General features: G+C 66.1%; 17 protein-coding genes. 14 read left to right on the plus strand and 3 right to left on the minus strand.

What is annotated here, in order from left to right; translation table 11 throughout:
• Window positions 1–355: 355 nt before the first annotated feature.
• The 3 genes from KF886_01090 to KF886_01100 form a co-directional block, all read right to left on the minus strand.
• Entirely contained in the window at window positions 356–1,135 is a 780-nt protein-coding gene (locus KF886_01090; GenBank protein ID MBX3175933.1) for a hypothetical protein, read from the minus strand.
• 13 nt (window positions 1,136–1,148) lie between these two features.
• Complete coding sequence (locus KF886_01095) at window positions 1,149–2,351, minus strand: metallophosphoesterase family protein (GenBank protein MBX3175934.1); 1,203 nt, start codon at window positions 2,349–2,351, stop codon at window positions 1,149–1,151.
• A gap of 297 nt (window positions 2,352–2,648) precedes the next feature.
• Window positions 2,649–3,248 (minus strand): hypothetical protein, encoded by a 600-nt coding sequence (locus KF886_01100; protein MBX3175935.1) that lies wholly within the window; start codon window positions 3,246–3,248, stop codon window positions 2,649–2,651.
• 1,154 nt (window positions 3,249–4,402) lie between these two features.
• Between KF886_01100 and KF886_01105 the strand changes: the two genes are divergently transcribed.
• The 14 genes from KF886_01105 (at window position 4,403) to KF886_01170 (ending at window position 17,265) form a co-directional block, all read left to right on the plus strand.
• Entirely contained in the window at window positions 4,403–4,717 is a 315-nt protein-coding gene (locus tag KF886_01105) for a hypothetical protein (GenBank protein ID MBX3175936.1), read from the plus strand.
• The gene (locus tag KF886_01110) at window positions 4,714–5,754 is read left to right on the plus strand and encodes a V-type ATPase subunit (GenBank protein MBX3175937.1); all 1,041 of its coding nucleotides are present in this window, start codon (window positions 4,714–4,716) and stop codon (window positions 5,752–5,754) included. The genes KF886_01105 and KF886_01110 overlap by 4 nt, the downstream gene beginning before the upstream one ends.
• Window positions 5,755–5,777: 23 nt before the next feature.
• Entirely contained in the window at window positions 5,778–7,703 is a 1,926-nt protein-coding gene (locus KF886_01115; protein ID MBX3175938.1) for a hypothetical protein, read from the plus strand.
• A gap of 35 nt (window positions 7,704–7,738) precedes the next feature.
• Window positions 7,739–8,086, plus strand: coding sequence for a H+transporting two-sector ATPase C subunit (locus KF886_01120; GenBank protein MBX3175939.1), 348 nt, complete (start codon window positions 7,739–7,741; stop codon window positions 8,084–8,086).
• Between the two features lie 3 nt (window positions 8,087–8,089).
• Window positions 8,090–8,395: a V-type ATP synthase subunit F gene (locus KF886_01125; GenBank protein MBX3175940.1), complete on the plus strand. Its 306-nt coding sequence runs from the start codon at window positions 8,090–8,092 to the stop codon at window positions 8,393–8,395.
• Window positions 8,392–9,042: a hypothetical protein gene (locus tag KF886_01130; GenBank protein MBX3175941.1), complete on the plus strand. Its 651-nt coding sequence runs from the start codon at window positions 8,392–8,394 to the stop codon at window positions 9,040–9,042. The genes KF886_01125 and KF886_01130 overlap by 4 nt, the downstream gene beginning before the upstream one ends.
• Window positions 9,035–10,804: a V-type ATP synthase subunit A gene (locus KF886_01135; GenBank protein ID MBX3175942.1), complete on the plus strand. Its 1,770-nt coding sequence runs from the start codon at window positions 9,035–9,037 to the stop codon at window positions 10,802–10,804. Before KF886_01130 ends, KF886_01135 begins: the two co-directional genes overlap by 8 nt.
• A complete protein-coding gene (locus tag KF886_01140; GenBank protein MBX3175943.1) occupies window positions 10,779–12,194 on the plus strand; it encodes a V-type ATP synthase subunit B in 1,416 nt (471 codons plus the stop codon). Before KF886_01135 ends, KF886_01140 begins: the two co-directional genes overlap by 26 nt.
• Before the next feature lies 1 nt (window position 12,195).
• Entirely contained in the window at window positions 12,196–12,828 is a 633-nt protein-coding gene (locus tag KF886_01145; GenBank protein ID MBX3175944.1) for a V-type ATP synthase subunit D, read from the plus strand.
• A complete protein-coding gene (locus tag KF886_01150; GenBank protein MBX3175945.1) occupies window positions 12,825–13,322 on the plus strand; it encodes a universal stress protein in 498 nt (165 codons plus the stop codon). Before KF886_01145 ends, KF886_01150 begins: the two co-directional genes overlap by 4 nt.
• Window positions 13,323–13,349: 27 nt before the next feature.
• Window positions 13,350–13,826, plus strand: coding sequence for a PTS sugar transporter subunit IIA (locus tag KF886_01155; protein MBX3175946.1), 477 nt, complete (start codon window positions 13,350–13,352; stop codon window positions 13,824–13,826).
• A 180-nt stretch (window positions 13,827–14,006) separates the two neighbouring features.
• Window positions 14,007–14,735 (plus strand): carbon-nitrogen hydrolase family protein, encoded by a 729-nt coding sequence (locus KF886_01160; GenBank protein ID MBX3175947.1) that lies wholly within the window; start codon window positions 14,007–14,009, stop codon window positions 14,733–14,735.
• Window positions 14,736–14,829: 94 nt separating this feature from the next.
• Window positions 14,830–16,182, plus strand: coding sequence for a glycosyltransferase (locus KF886_01165; GenBank protein MBX3175948.1), 1,353 nt, complete (start codon window positions 14,830–14,832; stop codon window positions 16,180–16,182).
• Window positions 16,183–16,506: 324 nt separating this feature from the next.
• Entirely contained in the window at window positions 16,507–17,265 is a 759-nt protein-coding gene (locus KF886_01170; GenBank protein ID MBX3175949.1) for a glucose 1-dehydrogenase, read from the plus strand.
• Window positions 17,266–17,277: the final 12 nt, after the last annotated feature.

The following is a 17,277-nucleotide window of genomic DNA, read 5'->3' on the forward strand; positions in this document are numbered from 1 at the left end:
GCCAGCGGCTGCCCTGTGTGCATTCGTGGTTGAAATTCTTCTTTGCTTCAGACGGCTAAACTGTTACGATCTGGAGTAGTCGTTGGGCGGCGTGAACCATATCGGTACAAAGCAGGTAAGCCGGCTGGCGCTAGTAGCGCTTGCTGCTTTTTCGCTTGCGACGGGGTAGGAGCGACGACGAAGAAGCGCAGGGGGAGGCGGCGCGCGCCGCCTTGCCAGTAGAGGTTCTCGAGCTCCTTGTGACGGACCTTCCGGCGTTTACCGCTGTAGAATATTCTCGTGGTCATCCGCGGAAATCGGGTTTGCGTCGTAACGGCGTCAGGCCAGCTTCATCCCGCTTACGTCTTATGGCCAACTACTCGGGGGCGGGGGCCGCGACGATGGTCCGCGTTTTTCGGACGATCCCGTAGATCAGCCCGGTTCCCGTGTGGTCCACGGCGATGGCCTGGCCTTCGTTGGCGAAGGGAACGGTCTTGATGAGCTGGAGCGTGGATCCAGCCCGCGGGAGTTCCAGCACGTGGAGCTCGGGGCGATCGTGCCCGGAGATGAGGAGGCGGCCGTCGTCCGTCCAGGCCCCGCCCGAGGCGCTTGCGGGCGCGAGGCGATCCACCACTTCCTTCGGCAGCAGGTAGGAGCGCAGCGGGCGAAACTCCGCATCCATCTTGACGACAACCGTGTGCTCCGGCCCCTTGCCCGGCTCGCCGCCCCTGCCCGCGTAGTGGGCGAAGCCCGCCCACCAGTGGCCATCGAACCAGTCCAGCCAGGTGAGGGAGCCATAGAGGACGCCGAGGCTGTGGGACGCGATGTGTTCGAGAGTTTCCGCGTCCCAGATCTCGACGCTGCTGGCCATGGGGATATCGGGGTAATTCGAGTGCGCGCATATGAGTTGGCCATCGCGCACGATGCCGCTGTTGAGATGCTTCAGCGGGGTGTCCGGTCCGGCGGTCCAGAGGGCGACGCGTTTTCCGGTGACCTTGTCGTACTTTCCGATGGTGGTGTTGTCGATGGCGTAGATGTGGTCCGCGTCCACGGCGACGCCCTGGCGGGCCTCCTGGGCCTGGATTTCGAGGCGCGGCGGCGCTTCGTCGCCCGGGGCGAGCAGGAGCGCAATGAGGCATGAAAGAAGCGCGTTCACGTCGGGTCTCCGGCTACGGCAGCGAGACGGCGTCGAAAACGGTATCCGAGCGATCGATGGCCTGGAGATCGACGCGGTCGGGCGTCACATCCACAAGCCAGAAATGCACGGTGCTCTCTTCCATGGCGTTGTACCAGCGAAGTTCGCGGCCCACGTCGCGGCTCTCGCGGCCCATGGCCCCGTCGCCGACGTAGACGGTGCCGCTTTCGGCCACCTGGCCGTTCTTGATGGGCTTGGAACGCTTTGCGACGTGGTCATGGTGTTCGAAGGCGACGCGGACGCCGTACTGGTCGAATAGCGGCCCCCAGACCTCGCGCGCGCGCGCGGCGACCGCGCCCTCGAACTTGCCGAAGGCCGGGTAGAGCGGCACGTGATACACCGCGAACTTGTGGGGCACGTGCTTGTACTTTTCCAGTTCGGCCTTGAGCCATTCGAGCTGCGGGCCGTCGACCGCGTTCAGGTGGTCGGTGTCGAGCATGAAGAACACCATGTTGTCCCCGACCTGGCGGCTGAAATAGACCTGTTCCCCCTGGCGGCCGAAGAGCGAGAGGTACCAGGGCGAGCGGACCAGCGGGTCGACCGAGGCGAACTTGTTGACCTCGTGGTTGCCGATGGCGGTCAGGATCGGGACGAGGCAGCCGTCGGTGCGCCGCATGTAGTCCGACCAGTTCTTCAGCCACGCGTCCCAGAGGCCTCCGGCGCCGAGCATGCCGTTGGCGTAGGCGAGATCGCCGCCGAGCACGGCGAAGTCGGGGTCCTTGCTTCCGGCGATGCGCTGGATGGTTCGCGCGCGGCCGTCGGCGCCCATGTCGCCGCCGTTGACGAAGCGCAGGGGGGCGGCGCCGCCGGGAAGGGTGCGGAATTTGAGCTCGCGCGAGAAGCCGTTGGTCTCTTCGCCGGCGATGAAGGAATAGGTGGCGCCCGGCGCCAGGCCGGCCAGGGGCGCGACATAAAGGCGCCAGCCATCGGCGAGTTCCATCTGCGTCTGGATATAGGTGGCTTCGACGACACTCCGGTAGGCGCTTCGGTCCTCGTGGCGCGGCTCGGTGTCGTAGTAGACGTAGACCGGCTCCGACACGCGGTCCATGACGAGGTTGATGTCGATGGTGGACTCCGGCGCGCCGGACCAGGTGAGGTAGAGGTGGCGCGGCTCGGCGTTGGTCGCGAGCGCGAGCAGGAGGGCGAGCGTGGCCGTGAGCGTGCGGAGACGGATCATGGGAGGACATCCTGTTGGGTGGCGGAAATCAAATTGGAACGGGTGTCAGCGTAGGGAATCCCGCGCGGGGCTGTCAACCGCGCCGGGGGGGCGAGATCAATGGGAAGGTTTGGGGTGCCGTTTCTGGAGACAGCCTCGCGCTCCCGTTGCCGCGGACAGGAGTCCGCGATCCTGTAACACGCTTTTTCGTGAAGGCGCGGAAAGGAGCACGCCCATTCGCGCCCGAGAAATCCCCAGGAAACACAAACGCGCCCCGCGAACACTCGCGGGGCGCGTCCCAACCAATCGATTATCCGGCTACCGCACGGTGAAAGCCGCCGTCCCGAAGATGGACGACTGCGCGGTCTCCACGCGCTGCACCAGCGAGTATTCTCCCGGCTGGAGGTTGCTCGGCAGGACAAACTCCTGCGTCGTCAGCCACGTGCCGTCCTGCCGCGTGAACTTCCTTGACGACAGATCCGCGATTACCTTCTCACCCCGGAGCAGCCGCCGCGTCTCCGTCACCTCGGTGCCGTCCGACGCGCCGATCAGCGCGTATTGCAGCGAGGCCGTGATATTGCCGCCCGGCGCCGTCACCTGCGGCGACACGAAATTCTCCTCCAGTGACAACACCTCGCCCTGGGTCGGTTCATACTTGTACTGCGCCACGGTTTCCTGACGGCTCTTAGCCCGCTGCACCTTGATGTCGTGCGCAATCAGGCCCACCAGGCCGCCCAGCGCCGCGCCAATCACCGCGCCCTCCAGCGCCCGACCGGACTGGTGCCCAATGATGCCGCCAGCCACGGCGCCCACCGCGGCGCCCGCGCCGGCGCCCTCGCCATAGGTCTGGCATCCCGCCATGCTCAAGAACAGGCAGCAGGCCATGGCGCCCGCGATCCATCGTTTCACAATAATCATTATTCACACCTCATCGTCGTTGCTGCACCCGGCGGCAGACACCGCGCGGCGTCCGCCTGAATTGTCCAAAGTATCCCAGATACACCCGGGATCAGGCAAACGTATAGCCTATAGACGATTTCAGCGCAGCAAAATTCACCCGAAAGCGGGGGAGCGGGTCAGGGGCTGGCCGGGCTGGAAATGGAGTCGGGACCAGCCGCCTCCGACCGGTTCAATATCATTTCATTGATCGCGGCCAGAGGCTGGTCCAAGGAACCCGCACCACGCTCCATTAACTTCCCGATTGGCGGACAACAATTCCCGGCCAATTCCGACAGAGCCGTCGTGGATCAACACCCGCCAACGTGGCTTGGCCTTCCAGGCGGAGACAGCGCGAGCGCCGCCTTCGAACGGCCCAAGGAAGTCGGGAATACAGCCTCGGACTCCCAAAGCGAGACAGTCCTTTCTTCTCTTCATTCGTGTCCATTCGCGTTGATTCGCGGTTCAATCAGAACTTCTGTGTTCGTAACATTTTAGCCGCCTGAAGCAGAAACGCGCGGAAACAGCACGAACGGACCGTTAATGTACGAGGAAGCGCGGCAAAGGATCGCGGACATTCCGCGGCAGGACCAGCGCATGACATCTCGTGATCGATGTGTATGTGAAGTGGCACGGGTCCCCAATTCTTTCCGCTCCTGGGGACGCCGGGATTCTATTCCAAACCACTTACGTCAATTTGTTTCCCGAGCTCCCGTTGCCGCGGACGTGCCGAAGGTCCGCCGAGGCGGAAATGTCCACGATCCTGCTATTCACGCCGGTCTTGACCGAGAATCGCCTCCAAGGCGGTGGGTGCTTCATTCCACTAACGTGTTACCGCGGTTCAAAATTGGTTGCGGCCCGAGGCTGCCCTGTGCTCTTTGTGGCCCCCGATCCCCCTTCCCGCGTGGACGACGCGCGCCCGGCTCCGTACAGCGCGGTTTTCAGGCAGGTGAACCATTCGGGCCATGGACGCGCGAACGCTTATCTGTTACAATAAGGAGGGATTGAGCTTGCCGGATCCAATCCGGTGACCTACACCGGTCCGGCGGGCAAATCCCACCATTCTGGGCGCTCGGGTTGCTGCCGGCTTTGACGTACAGCAGGCGCGGCGCGCCCACGGGGAATGTTGTTTTCCCATGTTCCGGCAACACATCGACGCCATTCTAGACGCGGAAGCCGAAGCGCGGCGGCGGCTTTCCGAGGCCCGCGATGAGGCCAGGGCTCTCCTCGCCCAGGCGCGGGCCGCCCGGGAACCAGCGTTGGAAGCGGCCCGCGAGAACGCGCGCCGCGAAGCCGCCGCATTGGTCAACGCGGGCCGTAACGATGCCCGGGCCGAGCGCAAACGCCTCTTGGACGAAACCCGGCGGCGCGTCAACGAGACCGGTCCGAAAGAGGTTTCCGGCGATGTGGTGCAACGCGCCGCCGAAACGATTGCCGGGCTGGCCCCATGATTGCCCTGGGGCGATACGCCGAGGCCAACGCCGTCGCGCATGCCATTCTTCCGGACCTCCTGACGCGTGAGGAGTACGCGGCGCTCGCGCGCGGCCCCACCGTCCAGGAATCGTGGAACGCCCTGCGGCGGACCGCGTATGGCGCGTGGCTGCAAGACGATACGGCTCCCGACGCCTTGACCATCGAGCGCCGCCTTCGCGAGGTCACCGCCGTCTGGCAACACCGGGCCATCCGGCGGCTGCATGGCCCCGCGCTCGGGGTGGGCGAATTGCTGCTCGCCCGCTGGGAGCTCGATCACCTCCAGTTCATCCTCCGGCTCTGGCATGGCCGGGACGCGCATTTCGAATCCCTGCTCGGCTTCCCCCTGTTCCTCAACAACATTGCCGCCGTGGCGCTGGCTTCGGCGGATTCGCTGGAAGGCATCGCACAGGTGCTGCGGACCACCCCGTATGGCGCCCCATTGCGCGACAGCGCCCCGCGCTACCGGCAAACCGGGGCCATCGTCTACCCGGAGCTGGCCCTCGAGCGCGACTACTACGGGCGCCTTCTCGCCGCCACAAGCGCCCTGGGCGGCGCCGATGCGCGCCGGGGCATCCGCCTCGTCAGCGACGAAATCGACGCGCTGAATCTATCGTGGCTGAACCGGCTCCAGGCATACCACCAGATTCCAGCGGAGCAAGCGGGTGAATTGCTGATTCCCGGACCCTCTCCGCTATCCCGGCAATTTGGAATCCCGGGCGCGGACTACGCCCGGATCACCGGCGCCGCCTCCGACGTGCTGGGGCAATACGGAGAAGCGGGCGCGTTCCGGGGGCCGCCCGCCGAGCGCGCCGCCCTGCTGGAGCGCGCGCTGGCCGAAATGGTCATCGCCCGCGCGCGGGCCGATCTGAGCGGCTACCCATTCACCATCGCCGGCGTATTCGCGTTTCACCGCCTCCTCCGTACGGAACTGGCCAATTTGTGTTGCGTTTTTGCCGGAAGGCGCATCGGGGTACCGGATCACGACCTCATGAGCCGCATTCGCGGGGTGAAATGATGGCGGTGTTCATCGCGGAGAGAATGGACCGGGTCAGTGTGGTCGCCCTGAAGGATGACCTCGACGCCATCCTGCGCTCCACCGCCAGCCTTCGCATCCTGCACCCGGCGCTCGTGGAAGAAACCCATGCCTGGGCGGCCCAATTGGCGTCCCTCGGCAGCGAGCGCTCGGCCGACGAGTACGCAAAGCGCCACCGGAGCGTCCAGCGCCTGGGCGAGCGCCTCGAGGCGGTCGCGACTCCGGAACGCGAGGGCACGGCCGAGCCGCTGCCCCTGGAGGACATTGATCGCCGGCTGGACCAGGTATCGGCGCGGGTGGCCCCGCTGCTGGAGCGCCGCGAGGAACTCGCCGGCCGCCTGAACAAACTCGCTTCGCTGTCCAACCAGATGGCGCTCCTGCTGCCACCGGGCGTGCCCCTGGGCGAACTCGTTCATTCCTCGTTTCTCCATACCGCCGTCGGCGCACTCCCGGCGGATCGCCTGCCCGCCCTCGCGATGGCGTTGTCGGGGATTCCGTCCGTGGTGCTGCCGTACCGTCAGGAAGCCGATCGCCAGCGCGTGCTGTGTATCGTGTTGCGCCGCGACGCCCGTACCCTTGAAGACGCCCTGCGCGATGCCGGATTCGAGCCGGCCCCCGGCCCGCCCGACCTGGCCCAGGTCTCCGCCGAATCGCTCCGCACGCTGGAGCGGGAGCGGGACGCCGCGGCGGACGAAATGGCGGGGCTACAGCGGGAGATTCACGAGGTTCGCGCCGCGGTCATGCCGGAATTGCGGGAACTGGCCACCGGCATCCATGCCGCCCTTGTTTTGCTGCGCGTCGAATCCTTCTGCAAGGGCACGGACCGCACCTGCCTCTTTTCCGGCTGGACGCCCCACAGCCGCTCCGCGGAATTCGTTCAGGCGGTGCGGGATCGAACCGGGGGCCGCGCCGTCGTCGAGGTCATCCCGGCGGAATCCGTGGAGGCGCCGGAATCGCTCGATGTGCCGGTGCTGATGGAGTTGCCGGCCTTCCTCAAGCCATTCCGCGCGCTTACCGAGGGCTTCGGCATCCCCGCCTATCACATGGTGGACCCGACGCTCTTCGTGGCAATCACCTTTCTGATCATGTTCGGGATGATGTTCGGGGATGTGGGCCACGGCCTCGTGCTGCTGGCCGCGGGCGCAGCGCTACACGCCCGGCTTCCGCGCTTCTCGGATGCGGCCCGGCTCACCATCTACTGCGGGCTGTCGTCCATCGTCTTTGGCGTGCTCTATGGCAGCGTCTTCGGGCTGGAGGGGCTCATTCCAGCGCTCTGGCTGCGTCCGTTGGACAATATCGCGGCCCTCTTTGGCGCCGCCATCGCCTTTGGCGTCGTATTCATCAGCCTCGGCCTGGCGCTCAATATCGTTAACGCCATTCGGCGGCGCGCCTTTGTGCGCGAGTTTTTCGACGCTTCCGGTCCTCTCGCGGTCGTCGCCTATTGGGCGGGCGTGGGGCTGGTGGTCCGCGCCTCCTTCGAGAGCGCCCCGGTGTCCAGCCCGATTCTGGCCGTGCTCCTGGTGGCGCCCCTCGCCCTGCTTTTCGCCCGCGGTCCCGTGCTGCGGCTGCTGGGCCGCCAGGATCGGGCCTTCCCGGAGGGCCTGGGCGTATACGTCATGGAAGGCGCGGTGGAAATCCTGGAGGTGCTGATGGGCTTTGTCGCAAACACCGTGTCCTTCATCCGGGTCGCCGCCTTTGGCCTGGCCCATGCCGCGCTTTTCCTCGCGGTATTCGGAATTGCGGACACCCTTTCCGGGAGCGCGTTCGGCGGCCCCCTCTCCATACTCGTCCTGCTGCTGGGCAATGCCGTCATTATTCTGCTGGAAGGGCTGGTCGTCGTAATTCAGGCCCTGCGCCTCGAGTACTACGAGTTTTTTGGGAAATTCTTCAAGGAAACCGGGACCAGGTTCGACCCCGTCGGCTTTTCATAGCCTTCGGCGCCAGGTTAAACGGAAAGGTTTGCACCATGTTTATCGAGAGATTGCCCGCGCCGCGCCGCGCCGCGTTGTTGCTGCTGCTAGTGACCTTCGCCGCGCCGATCCTCATCACGGCCACCGTGGCGGCCCAGACGGACACGGGCGCCGTACAGGTCAACCCCGAGATGGCGAAATGGGCCTTCCTGTCCGCCGCCCTGGTGACCGGCGCCTCCTGCATCGGCGCGGGCGTCGCCGTGGCCTATGTGGGCGCCGCGGCCGTGGCGGCCCTCGCCGAAAAGCCACAGCTCGCCGGGCGCGCCCTGATTTTCGTGGGCCTGGCGGAAGGTATCGCCATCTACGGCCTGATCATCGCGATCATGATTCTCGGCAAGGTATGAGCCATGCGCCTGCACATCATTGGCGACCCGGAATCCGTGCTCGGATTCCGGCTCGCGGGAATCAACGGCACGGTCGCCGCGGACCGCGCGTCGGCCCTGGAAGCCCTGAAATCGGTCCTCGATCGCCGGGACACGGGAATTCTGTTTATTACCGAGGGCGTGGCCGCGCAGGTTCGCGAAACGGTGGAGCGCCATCTGTACGGCACGGGATTTCCTCTGCTCCTCGAAATTCCCGACGCATCCGGACCCCGCGCGGATCGGCCGCCCATCGAAGATGTCGTCCGCAGGGCCGTGGGAATTCAGCTATGAGCGACCAAACGGCGCAAAAACCCGATTCGGAGATCGTCCGCAGCATCCTCGACGCCGCGGATGCCGAAGTGGCGCATATCCTGGAGGCCGCCCGCGCGGAAGCCGAGGCGGAGCGCCAGCGCGTGCGGGAAGAAGTGGAGGAAATCAGGAAGCGGATCCTGGGGGCCGCGGAGGAGGAGGCCGGGCGGTTTCGCACGCGCGAACTGGCCACCGCCGCGGTGGAAGCGCGCCGCATGTTGCTCTGGGCGCGCGAAGAGCACGTGTCCGCCACCCTGGCGCGTATCGAGGCGGACTTGCGGACTATACCGAGTGACCCGGATCGCTATCGCGAAAGCCTCGCTGCCCTGGCGGCGGAGGCTGCGCTCGGCGCGGGCGGGGTGCGGGTGCATCTGAAGCTGGCGGAGCGCGACCGGGCCCTGGTCGACGAGGCCTTTGCGGCGCGGGTGAAGGCCGCCGTGCGCGCCCGTGGCGGCGGGGACGTGGACCTGGAACTGGAATTCGACAGCGCCATCACGGACGGCGGATGCATCGCGTCGGACCCGGAGGGACGCATCGTGTACGACAACACCTACATGCGCCGCCTGGAGCGCGAACGCCGGAACCTGCGCAGGGCCATTCTGCGGGAAATCGAGAGCGGCCATGAGTGAACGCGTACTGGGACGAGTACACCGGGTCATTGGCCCGGTTGTGGAAGCCGCCGGCGCCACCGACGTGGAGATGATGGAACTCGTCTATGTCGGCGCGGAGCGGCTGGTGGGCGAGGTCGTGCGCATCAAGACGGACCGGGCATGGATCCAGGTCTACGAGGACACCACGGGCCTGCGCCCGGGCGCACTGGTATACGGCAGCGGCGAACCCCTGTCGGTGGAATTGGGACCTGGGCTGATCGGCGGCATCTACGACGGCGTACAGCGTCCCCTCGACGTGCTTCGTCAGCAGACGGGCGATTTCGTGTCCCGGGGTGTCCATGCGCCCGCACTCGATCGCGAACGCCGCTGGGACTTTACACCGGCGGTGGCGGCGCCATGCGCAGCCTCGGGCGGCATGATCATTGGCGTCGTGCGCGAAACCCCCCTCATTGAACACCGGATTATGCTTCCGCTATCCGTCTCCGGGGAACTCGTCTGGATCGCGCCCCCCGGCGCCTACACGGTGGACGACGAAGTTGCCAAAGTCCGCGGGCCGGAAGGCGAAATCGCCTGCGGGATGCGCCAGAAATGGCCCGTGCGCCGCGGGCGGCCCTACCGCGACCGCCTCCCGGATACACAGCCCCTCGTGACGGGGCAGCGCGTCCTCGACACCCTCTTTCCGGTGGCCCGCGGCGGGACGGTCGTGGTTCCCGGGGGCTTCGGGACCGGCAAGACCATGCTCCAGCACGCCCTCGCGAAATGGTGCGACGCGGATATCGTCGTCTACATCGGCTGCGGGGAGCGCGGCAATGAAATGACGGGCGTGCTGACGGATTTCCCCAAATTGGTGGATCCCCGCACCGGGCGGCCGCTCATGGAGCGCACGATCCTCGTCGCCAATACCTCCAACATGCCCGTGGCCGCGCGCGAGGCGAGCATCTACACCGGCATCACCATCGCCGAGTACTACCGCGATATGGGCTATCACATTGCGGTCATGGCGGATTCCACCTCGCGGTGGGCCGAGGCCCTGCGCGAACTCTCCGGCCGCATGGAGGAAATGCCGGCCGACGAGGGCTTCCCCGCCTACCTGCCCAGCCGCCTGGCGGAGTTCTACGAGCGGGCCGGCGCGGTCCACACCCTCGCGGGCGCGGAGGCGTCCATCACCACCATCGGCGCCGTCTCGCCGCCGGGAGGGGACTTCTCCGAGCCGGTTACCCGGCACACGAAGCGCTTCGTGCGGACCCTCTGGGCGCTGGACCGGCAACTCGCCAACGCCCGCCACTATCCGGCGGTAAGCTGGCTGGAGAGCTACAGCGAGTACACGGAGGACGTGGCCGCCTGGTGGGACGAGGAAACCCACGGGGAATGGCGGAGCTTGCGCGCGGAAGCCATCGCGATCATGCAGCGCGAAGAGCGTTTGCAGCGCGTGGTGAAGCTCGTCGGGGCGGATGTCCTCCCGGACAGCCAGCGCCTCATTCTCGATGCCGCCGCCATGTTCAAAAATGCCTTTCTCCAGCAGAACGCCTACGACAAGGTGGACGCGTTCTGTGAAGCGGGCAAACAGTACCGGATGCTGAAGATTATTCTTACCTACTACCGGCTGGCCGCCGACGCCATCAAGAACGGAGCCCTGCTGGCCGAAGTGCGGCGCGCGCCGGTGGTGCGCGACATCATGCAAATGAAATACGAATGCGCCAACGAGGATTTGGAGAAGTTGGAGGCGATCGGCCGGCGCGTCGAGGAGTCGCTCCATGAAATCAACGCCGCGCGCGCCTGATCCCGCCATACTGAAGCTGCTCGACGGGCGCGAGTATCGGGGTATCGAGGAGGTCTCCGGGCCGATCCTGGCGATCCGGGGGATCCACCCCGCCGGTTACAACGAACTCGTCGAAATCGTCGACGGGCAGGGCGGTTCCCGTATGGGCATGACGCTGGAAGTATCCGGCGGCGCCGCGGTGGTCCAGGTCTTCGAGGGCACCGAGCGCCTGAAACTCGGCGACACGCGCGTGCGCTTTCGGGGGGAACCGCTCACCGTCGAAGTCTCCCGGGACCTGCTGGGGCGCGTATTCGACGGCCTCGGACGCCCGATTGACAGCGGGCCGGATCCCATCGGCGAGCCGCGCGATGTGAACGGGATGCCCGTCAACCCCACGGCGCGTGATTACCCGAGAAAGTTCATCCAGACCGGCCTGTCCGCCATTGACGGCATGAACACCCTCGTGCGCGGTCAGAAACTGCCCATCTTCTCCGGGAGCGGCCTGCCGCACCGTCAGACCGTCGCGCAGATCGCGCGCCAGGCCCGGGTAGTGGACGAAGACGTGGACTTTGCCGTCGTATTTGCCGGCATGGGCATCAAGCGCGACGAGGCGATGTACTATGTCCGCAACTTTGAAGAATCCGGCGCGATGGAGCGGGTGGTCGCCTTGCTCAGCATGGCCGATGCGCCGTCGGTCGAACGCCTTATCACCCCGAGGGCGGCCCTCACCATCGCCGAGTACCTGGCCTTCGACCTGGGCATGCACGTGCTCGTCATCCTGACGGACATGACCAACTACTGCGAAGCGCTTCGGGAAATCTCCACCCAGCGAAACGAGATTCCAAGCCGAAAGGGCTATCCCGGCTACCTGTACAGCGACCTCGCCTCCATCTACGAGCGCGCCGGCATGATCATCGGGCGTTCCGGCTCCATTACACAGGTCCCGGTCGTCAGTATGCCCAACGACGACATCTCCCACCCCGTTCCGGACCTCTCCGGCTATATCACGGAGGGCCAGATCGTGCTCGACCGCGAACTGGATCAGCGCGGGATTTACCCCCCCATTGCCGGGCTCCCGTCCCTTTCGCGCCTGATGAAGGACGGTATCGGCGACGGCATGACGCGCGGCGACCATGCCCACCTCGCCAGCCAGCTCTTCGCCGCCTACGCACAGGTCAAGGACATCCGCGCCCTCGCCTCCGTCATCGGCGAGGAGGAATTGACACCCCTGGATCACACCTACCTCGAATTCGGCGAGGCCTTTGAGCGCCGATTCCTCAGCCAGCGACCCGATGAGAATCGCAGCGTCGCCGAGACGCTGGATCTCGGCTGGAACGTGCTCTCGATCCTGCCACGCGAGGAGCTGCACCGGATCACCGAGGAAGAAATCCGCAAGTATTACGGGAGGTGACATGGCCCGCTACGAAGTCGCGCCGACGCGCACGAATCTCGCCCGGATCAAGTCGGATCTGGCCTTTGCGCGGGAAGGCTACGAACTGCTGGAACAAAAGCGCGAGATACTCGTCATGGAGCTCAAGCGCTTCACCGCCCGCGCCATCGACGCCCAGGCCAAGGCCGACGCCGAACTTGCCCGGGCCCACGCGGCCCTCCGGGAGGCCCTCCTCGCAAGTGGCGTTTCGGCGGGAGCGACCGCCGCCAGCGCGGTGGGCGCCCTGGCCGGCGTAACACTCCGGGAACGCCACGTCATGGGCGTGTCGGTGCCGGCCGTCTCCCTGGCGGTACAGGACAGTCCGCCGTACTACGGCCCCGTGCAGTCTTCCGCCTGGACCGATGAGGCCGCCGCCCGATTCAAGACCGCCCTGCACCTGCTCGCCGAGCTGGCCGAGACCCGCATCTCCGTATTGCGGCTCGCCCGCGAAATTCAGAAGACCATCCGGCGCGTCAACGCCCTGGAAAAAATACTTATACCGGACTACGAAGCGTCCAGGCGCTATGTCGAGGACGCCCTCGAGGAATCGGACCGGGACGCGCTGTTTGCGCTCAAACGTATCAAGGAGCGGCTCGAAGCGCTGGGAGATGGATGATGATACCCCCGATTCGCCCGCTGGAGCGCATTCTGCTCCACGTGGATGCGGCCGACGAAAACGCCACCGCCACCCGATATGCCGTTGCCCTCGCGGAGGCCTGCGGCGCCCAACTGCACGCGGTCTATGTGGTGGATGAAAAGCTGCTCGGCGATCTCAGCCGCGCAAAAATCTTTCTCGACGAGGAAGTCGGCGACCTGAGCCGCGATCTCGAAGAGGACGGCCGGAAGTACCTGCGGGCCGCCGAACGCATCGCCCGGCAACATAACGTGGACCTCACCGGGCGACTGCGCCGCGGAATCCCCCACCGCGAGGTGGTGGACGAAGCCATACACATCAAGGCGAGCATCATTGTCCTCGGCGACATCGCGATCCCCCTGAGCGTGCGGGACGCCTTCGGCAATGAATTTGAGATGATCCTCTGGACCGCCCCGTGTCCCGTGCTCGTCGTGAAGGGACCCGCCGCCGAGGAACTGCTGCGCTGTTACGACTGACGGCGCCGGAACAAGGGAGCGCATCGAATGGAACTGCACAAGACCCTCACAGAAAACGCGATCTGGATCGGCGTCGCGGACATGACCAAATGGCAGGTGCTCGAAGATCTCGTCGGGCGCCTGCCCACACCCCCCGGCGCGCGCCCCCCCGTGCTCGCCGCCGTGCTCGATCGCGAGCACCGGAGCAGCACAGGCGTAGGCGGCGGCATCGCCATACCCCACGCGCGCACCAGCCACGTCTCCACCCTCTCCATCGCCCTCGCCATCTCCCGCAACGGATTCGACTTCGAATCCCTCGACGGAAGGCCCTGTCACCTCGTTTTTCTCGTGGTCGCGCCCCCCGACGCCTCCACCCGCTACCTCGACGCCCTCGCCTCCATCGCAAGCCTCGCCGTGAATCCCGGACACGTGGCCAGCCTCATCCAATGCGCCACGCCAGCGGAAGCCCTCAGCCTGCTCGAAACCGTCAACGGCAAGCGACACACCGCCGCGTCCACACCGTAACCAGGCCCCGGCGCACCTTCGTCCTGTCCGCGATCTCCTCGGCATGGCGACACGTCCCGGCATTTTCGGGTGACCGGATCTCCGCGCGTATGTTAGGATCGGGTTGAGAGCAGTTTTGGCGCCCGCGCTTCATTTGGGGCGCGGGCAGTAAACACGTAAGCGTGACTGGAGGTAGGGCATATGGCAACGATTCGGGTAACTGGGGTGCAGATGGCGGTGGAAAAGAAGAAAAGCGAAAACCTGCCCAGAATCCTGGACACGATCGGCCGCAGCGACTGCGACTTCATCCTGTTTCCGGAAATGAGCCTCACCGGCTACAACAACGATTTCAGCGACTCGCGAACCCTCGAGGCCTGGCAGCAGATCGCCACCGCCTGCCGCCAGTCCTACGTGACCGCGATTGTCGGCACCGGCGCCCGCACCGACGGCCACGCCTTCATTCAATCCCGCATCTTCTCCGACGACGGCGCCGTGCTCGGCACGCAGGAGAAGCTCGTACCCACGGAGAAGGACCGCGAGTGGTGCCGCCCCGGGGACGAGTTGCGGGTCTTCGAGTACAACGGCCTCGACTTCGGCTGCCTCATCGGCAATGACCTCTGGGTCGCCCCCGGCTTTGGCCCCTACCCGGACCGCCGCCTGTCCTACCAGCTCGGCCAGAAGGGCGCCCGCGTTATCTTCTTCAGCGCCAACTCCGGCTCGGATCCCGCCTACGCGGAATACCACAACGCCAACCTGCTGCTCCGCGCGCGGGAAAGCGGCTGCTACATCTTCGCGGTGAACGCGGCCAGCAAGAACGGTCCCGCCAACGCGCCGAGCGGGGTCGTGTCGCCCCAGGGCGAGTGGCTGACGCGCTGCAAGCTCGAAGGCGAGGATGCCTTCACCTTCGAATTCGACCCCGAAACCCTGTAATTTCAAGCCGCATCCCCGCGGGCGAACGCGCCCGCGGGGGTGTTTTTTTCGGGCGGCCCGCCCCGCCGCGCAGCGCCAGGACCCCAGCCACGCCATGCCAGCCATCAGCGCCGTTCTTATTGTGAAAAACGAGGCCCGCCGCCTGCCCGCCTGCCTGGAAGCCGTGCGGCGCGTCGTCGACGAGATTATCGTGGCGGACACCGGCTCCACCGACGACACCCTCGCCGTGGCCCGGGAATACACCCCGCACTGCCACGAAATCCCCTGGGAGGACGACTTCGCCGCGGCCCGCAACCGCGCGATCGCCCTGGCCGCCGGCCCCTGGATCCTCTCGCTCGACGCCGACGAAGTGATCGAGAACCCCGACGCCGCCCGCGCGCTCCTGGAGGAGTTCGTCCAGTATCAGCCGGATGGCGTTACCGGCGCCATCCAGCACCGTAGCCCGACGGGGAGTGGTCCCGATCACGCCGTGGTCTCCGGCCACGTGGAGCGCTTCTTCCCCAAGGCGCGCTACACCTACCGGGGGATCATCCACGAGCAGCTGGCCCCCGTTTCCGGCGCCCACCCCGGCGTCGCCGACACGGGCGTCGTGGTGGCCCACTCGGGCTACGACTGCGCCCTCCATGATCCCGATCACAAGGGCCTGCGCAACCTGCCCCTGCTCGAACGGGCCACCGCCGCCGACCCGGAAAACGAATACTACCACTACCAGCTCGGAAAGACCCTCTACGCCCTGAAGCGCTACGCCGAGGCCGCGCAGGCCTTCGAGCGCGCCCTCGCCCTGATCGATTTTTCCGGCGAGGCCCCCCGGGGACGCCAGGGGACCCCCGCCGCGCGCGAGATGCTCACCACGCTCGTCACCAGCCTGGCCTACGCCTACGCCAATACCGATCGCCTGGACGCCGCCGAGGCCCTGCTGTCCGATCACATCAACCTGGGCCACGCCGGCACGCGCCGGGCGGACTTCTACCACGTCTGCGGCTATATCGCCCTCATGCTCGGCGACGTGGAGCGCGCCCGAGCCGGCTACACCGAGGCCATGCGCTGCGGCGCTGTCCGCGAGGATGTCGCCGGCACGGGCAGCTACGCCAGCGCCTACCACCTCGGCCTGCTCGCGGAGGCCGATCAGGATCCCATCGCCGCCATCGGCCACTACGGCGACGCCCTGGCGCACAAACCCGACTACCGCCCCGCGCTGGATCGCTTCATCGATTTCATGGTGGAGCACCAGTTCGGCGTCGCGCCCGCCATCCAGGCCAGCGCCGATCCCGCGGCCTTCCACGCCGCGGTGCTCCGCAAACTTAAGCAACGCCTCGACGCGGGCGACAAGGAGGCGGGCGATTTCATCGTCACCGCCGCCGGCCTCCTCGCACTCACCAACAAGGCCTTCGCCGGCGGCCTGCTGGACGAATGCCAGCAAATCCGGCGGCAATACGGCATCGCCTGAAGAATCCGCCGGGCTCGCAGGGCTATCGGATTTGATTTCAATCGCCGCAAATGGACGTAATATCGCTTCGGTTCGAGACCCTGGTTCAAGGAAAGTGAGCGTGTTGGAGCGCCGGCATCTGTGCCGGCAAGGACCAGGATTCGCCACACGCGAAATGCCAGCGCTACAACACAGCCGTTTTTTGAGGTTCCTGTGGTTCATAAAGCGATGGGCCCGTAAGAGGCGTCTGAATGCGATTGCCCTGGCGGGCTGGCGTTTGGCCGCGCCCGCTTGTCACAATGGGGGCCAATCACCACGGCGACCCAAACTCCCGGAAAGGCTCCCATGACCTCGTTTGAACTCACCGGCAAGATCATCCTCATCAACGGCGCAAGCCGCGGCATCGGCGAGGCCTTCGCGCGCGAATTCGCCCGGCGCGGCGCCACCGTCATCGTCGCGTCCCGGAAGCAGGAAGGCTGCGAGGCCGTCGCCCGCGCTATCGTCGAGGAAGGCGGCCAGGCCGTCGCCCGCGCCTGCCACACCGGCGACCTCGCGCAGGTGGACGCGCTCTTCGAATGGATCGAGGCGGAATACGGACGCCTCGACGGCCTCGTGAACAACGCCGCCACCAACCCCTACTTCGGCCCCTTCGTGGAGGCCCCCGAGGCCGCTTTCGACAAAACCTTTGACGTGAACGTCAAGGGGTACTTCCTGATGGCGCAGCGCGCAGCGCGCCTCATGATTAAGGCCGGCGGCGGCTCCATCCTCAACATCGCCTCGATCGAGGGCATCAGCCCATCGCCCATGATGGCCATCTACTCCATGACCAAGGCCGCCGTCATCATGATGACCAAGACCATCGCCAAAGAGCTCGGCGGCGCGGGCGTCCGCTGCAACTGCATCTGCCCCGGCCTCACCGAGACCAAATTCGCCAAGGTCCTCATCGACACCCCGGAAATCCGCGATCGCCAGGTCGGCAAGACCCCGCTCGGACGCCACGCGCAGCCCGAGGAAATGGCCGGCGCCGCCGTCTACCTCATGTCCGACGCCGCCAGCTTCACCACCGGCGCCATCCTGACCGTGGACGGCGGGGCCGTCGTTTGAATGGTGAATGGT

This window comes from Candidatus Hydrogenedentota bacterium (assembly GCA_019637335.1).
GTDB lineage: Bacteria > Hydrogenedentota > Hydrogenedentia > Hydrogenedentales > JAEUWI01 > JAEUWI01.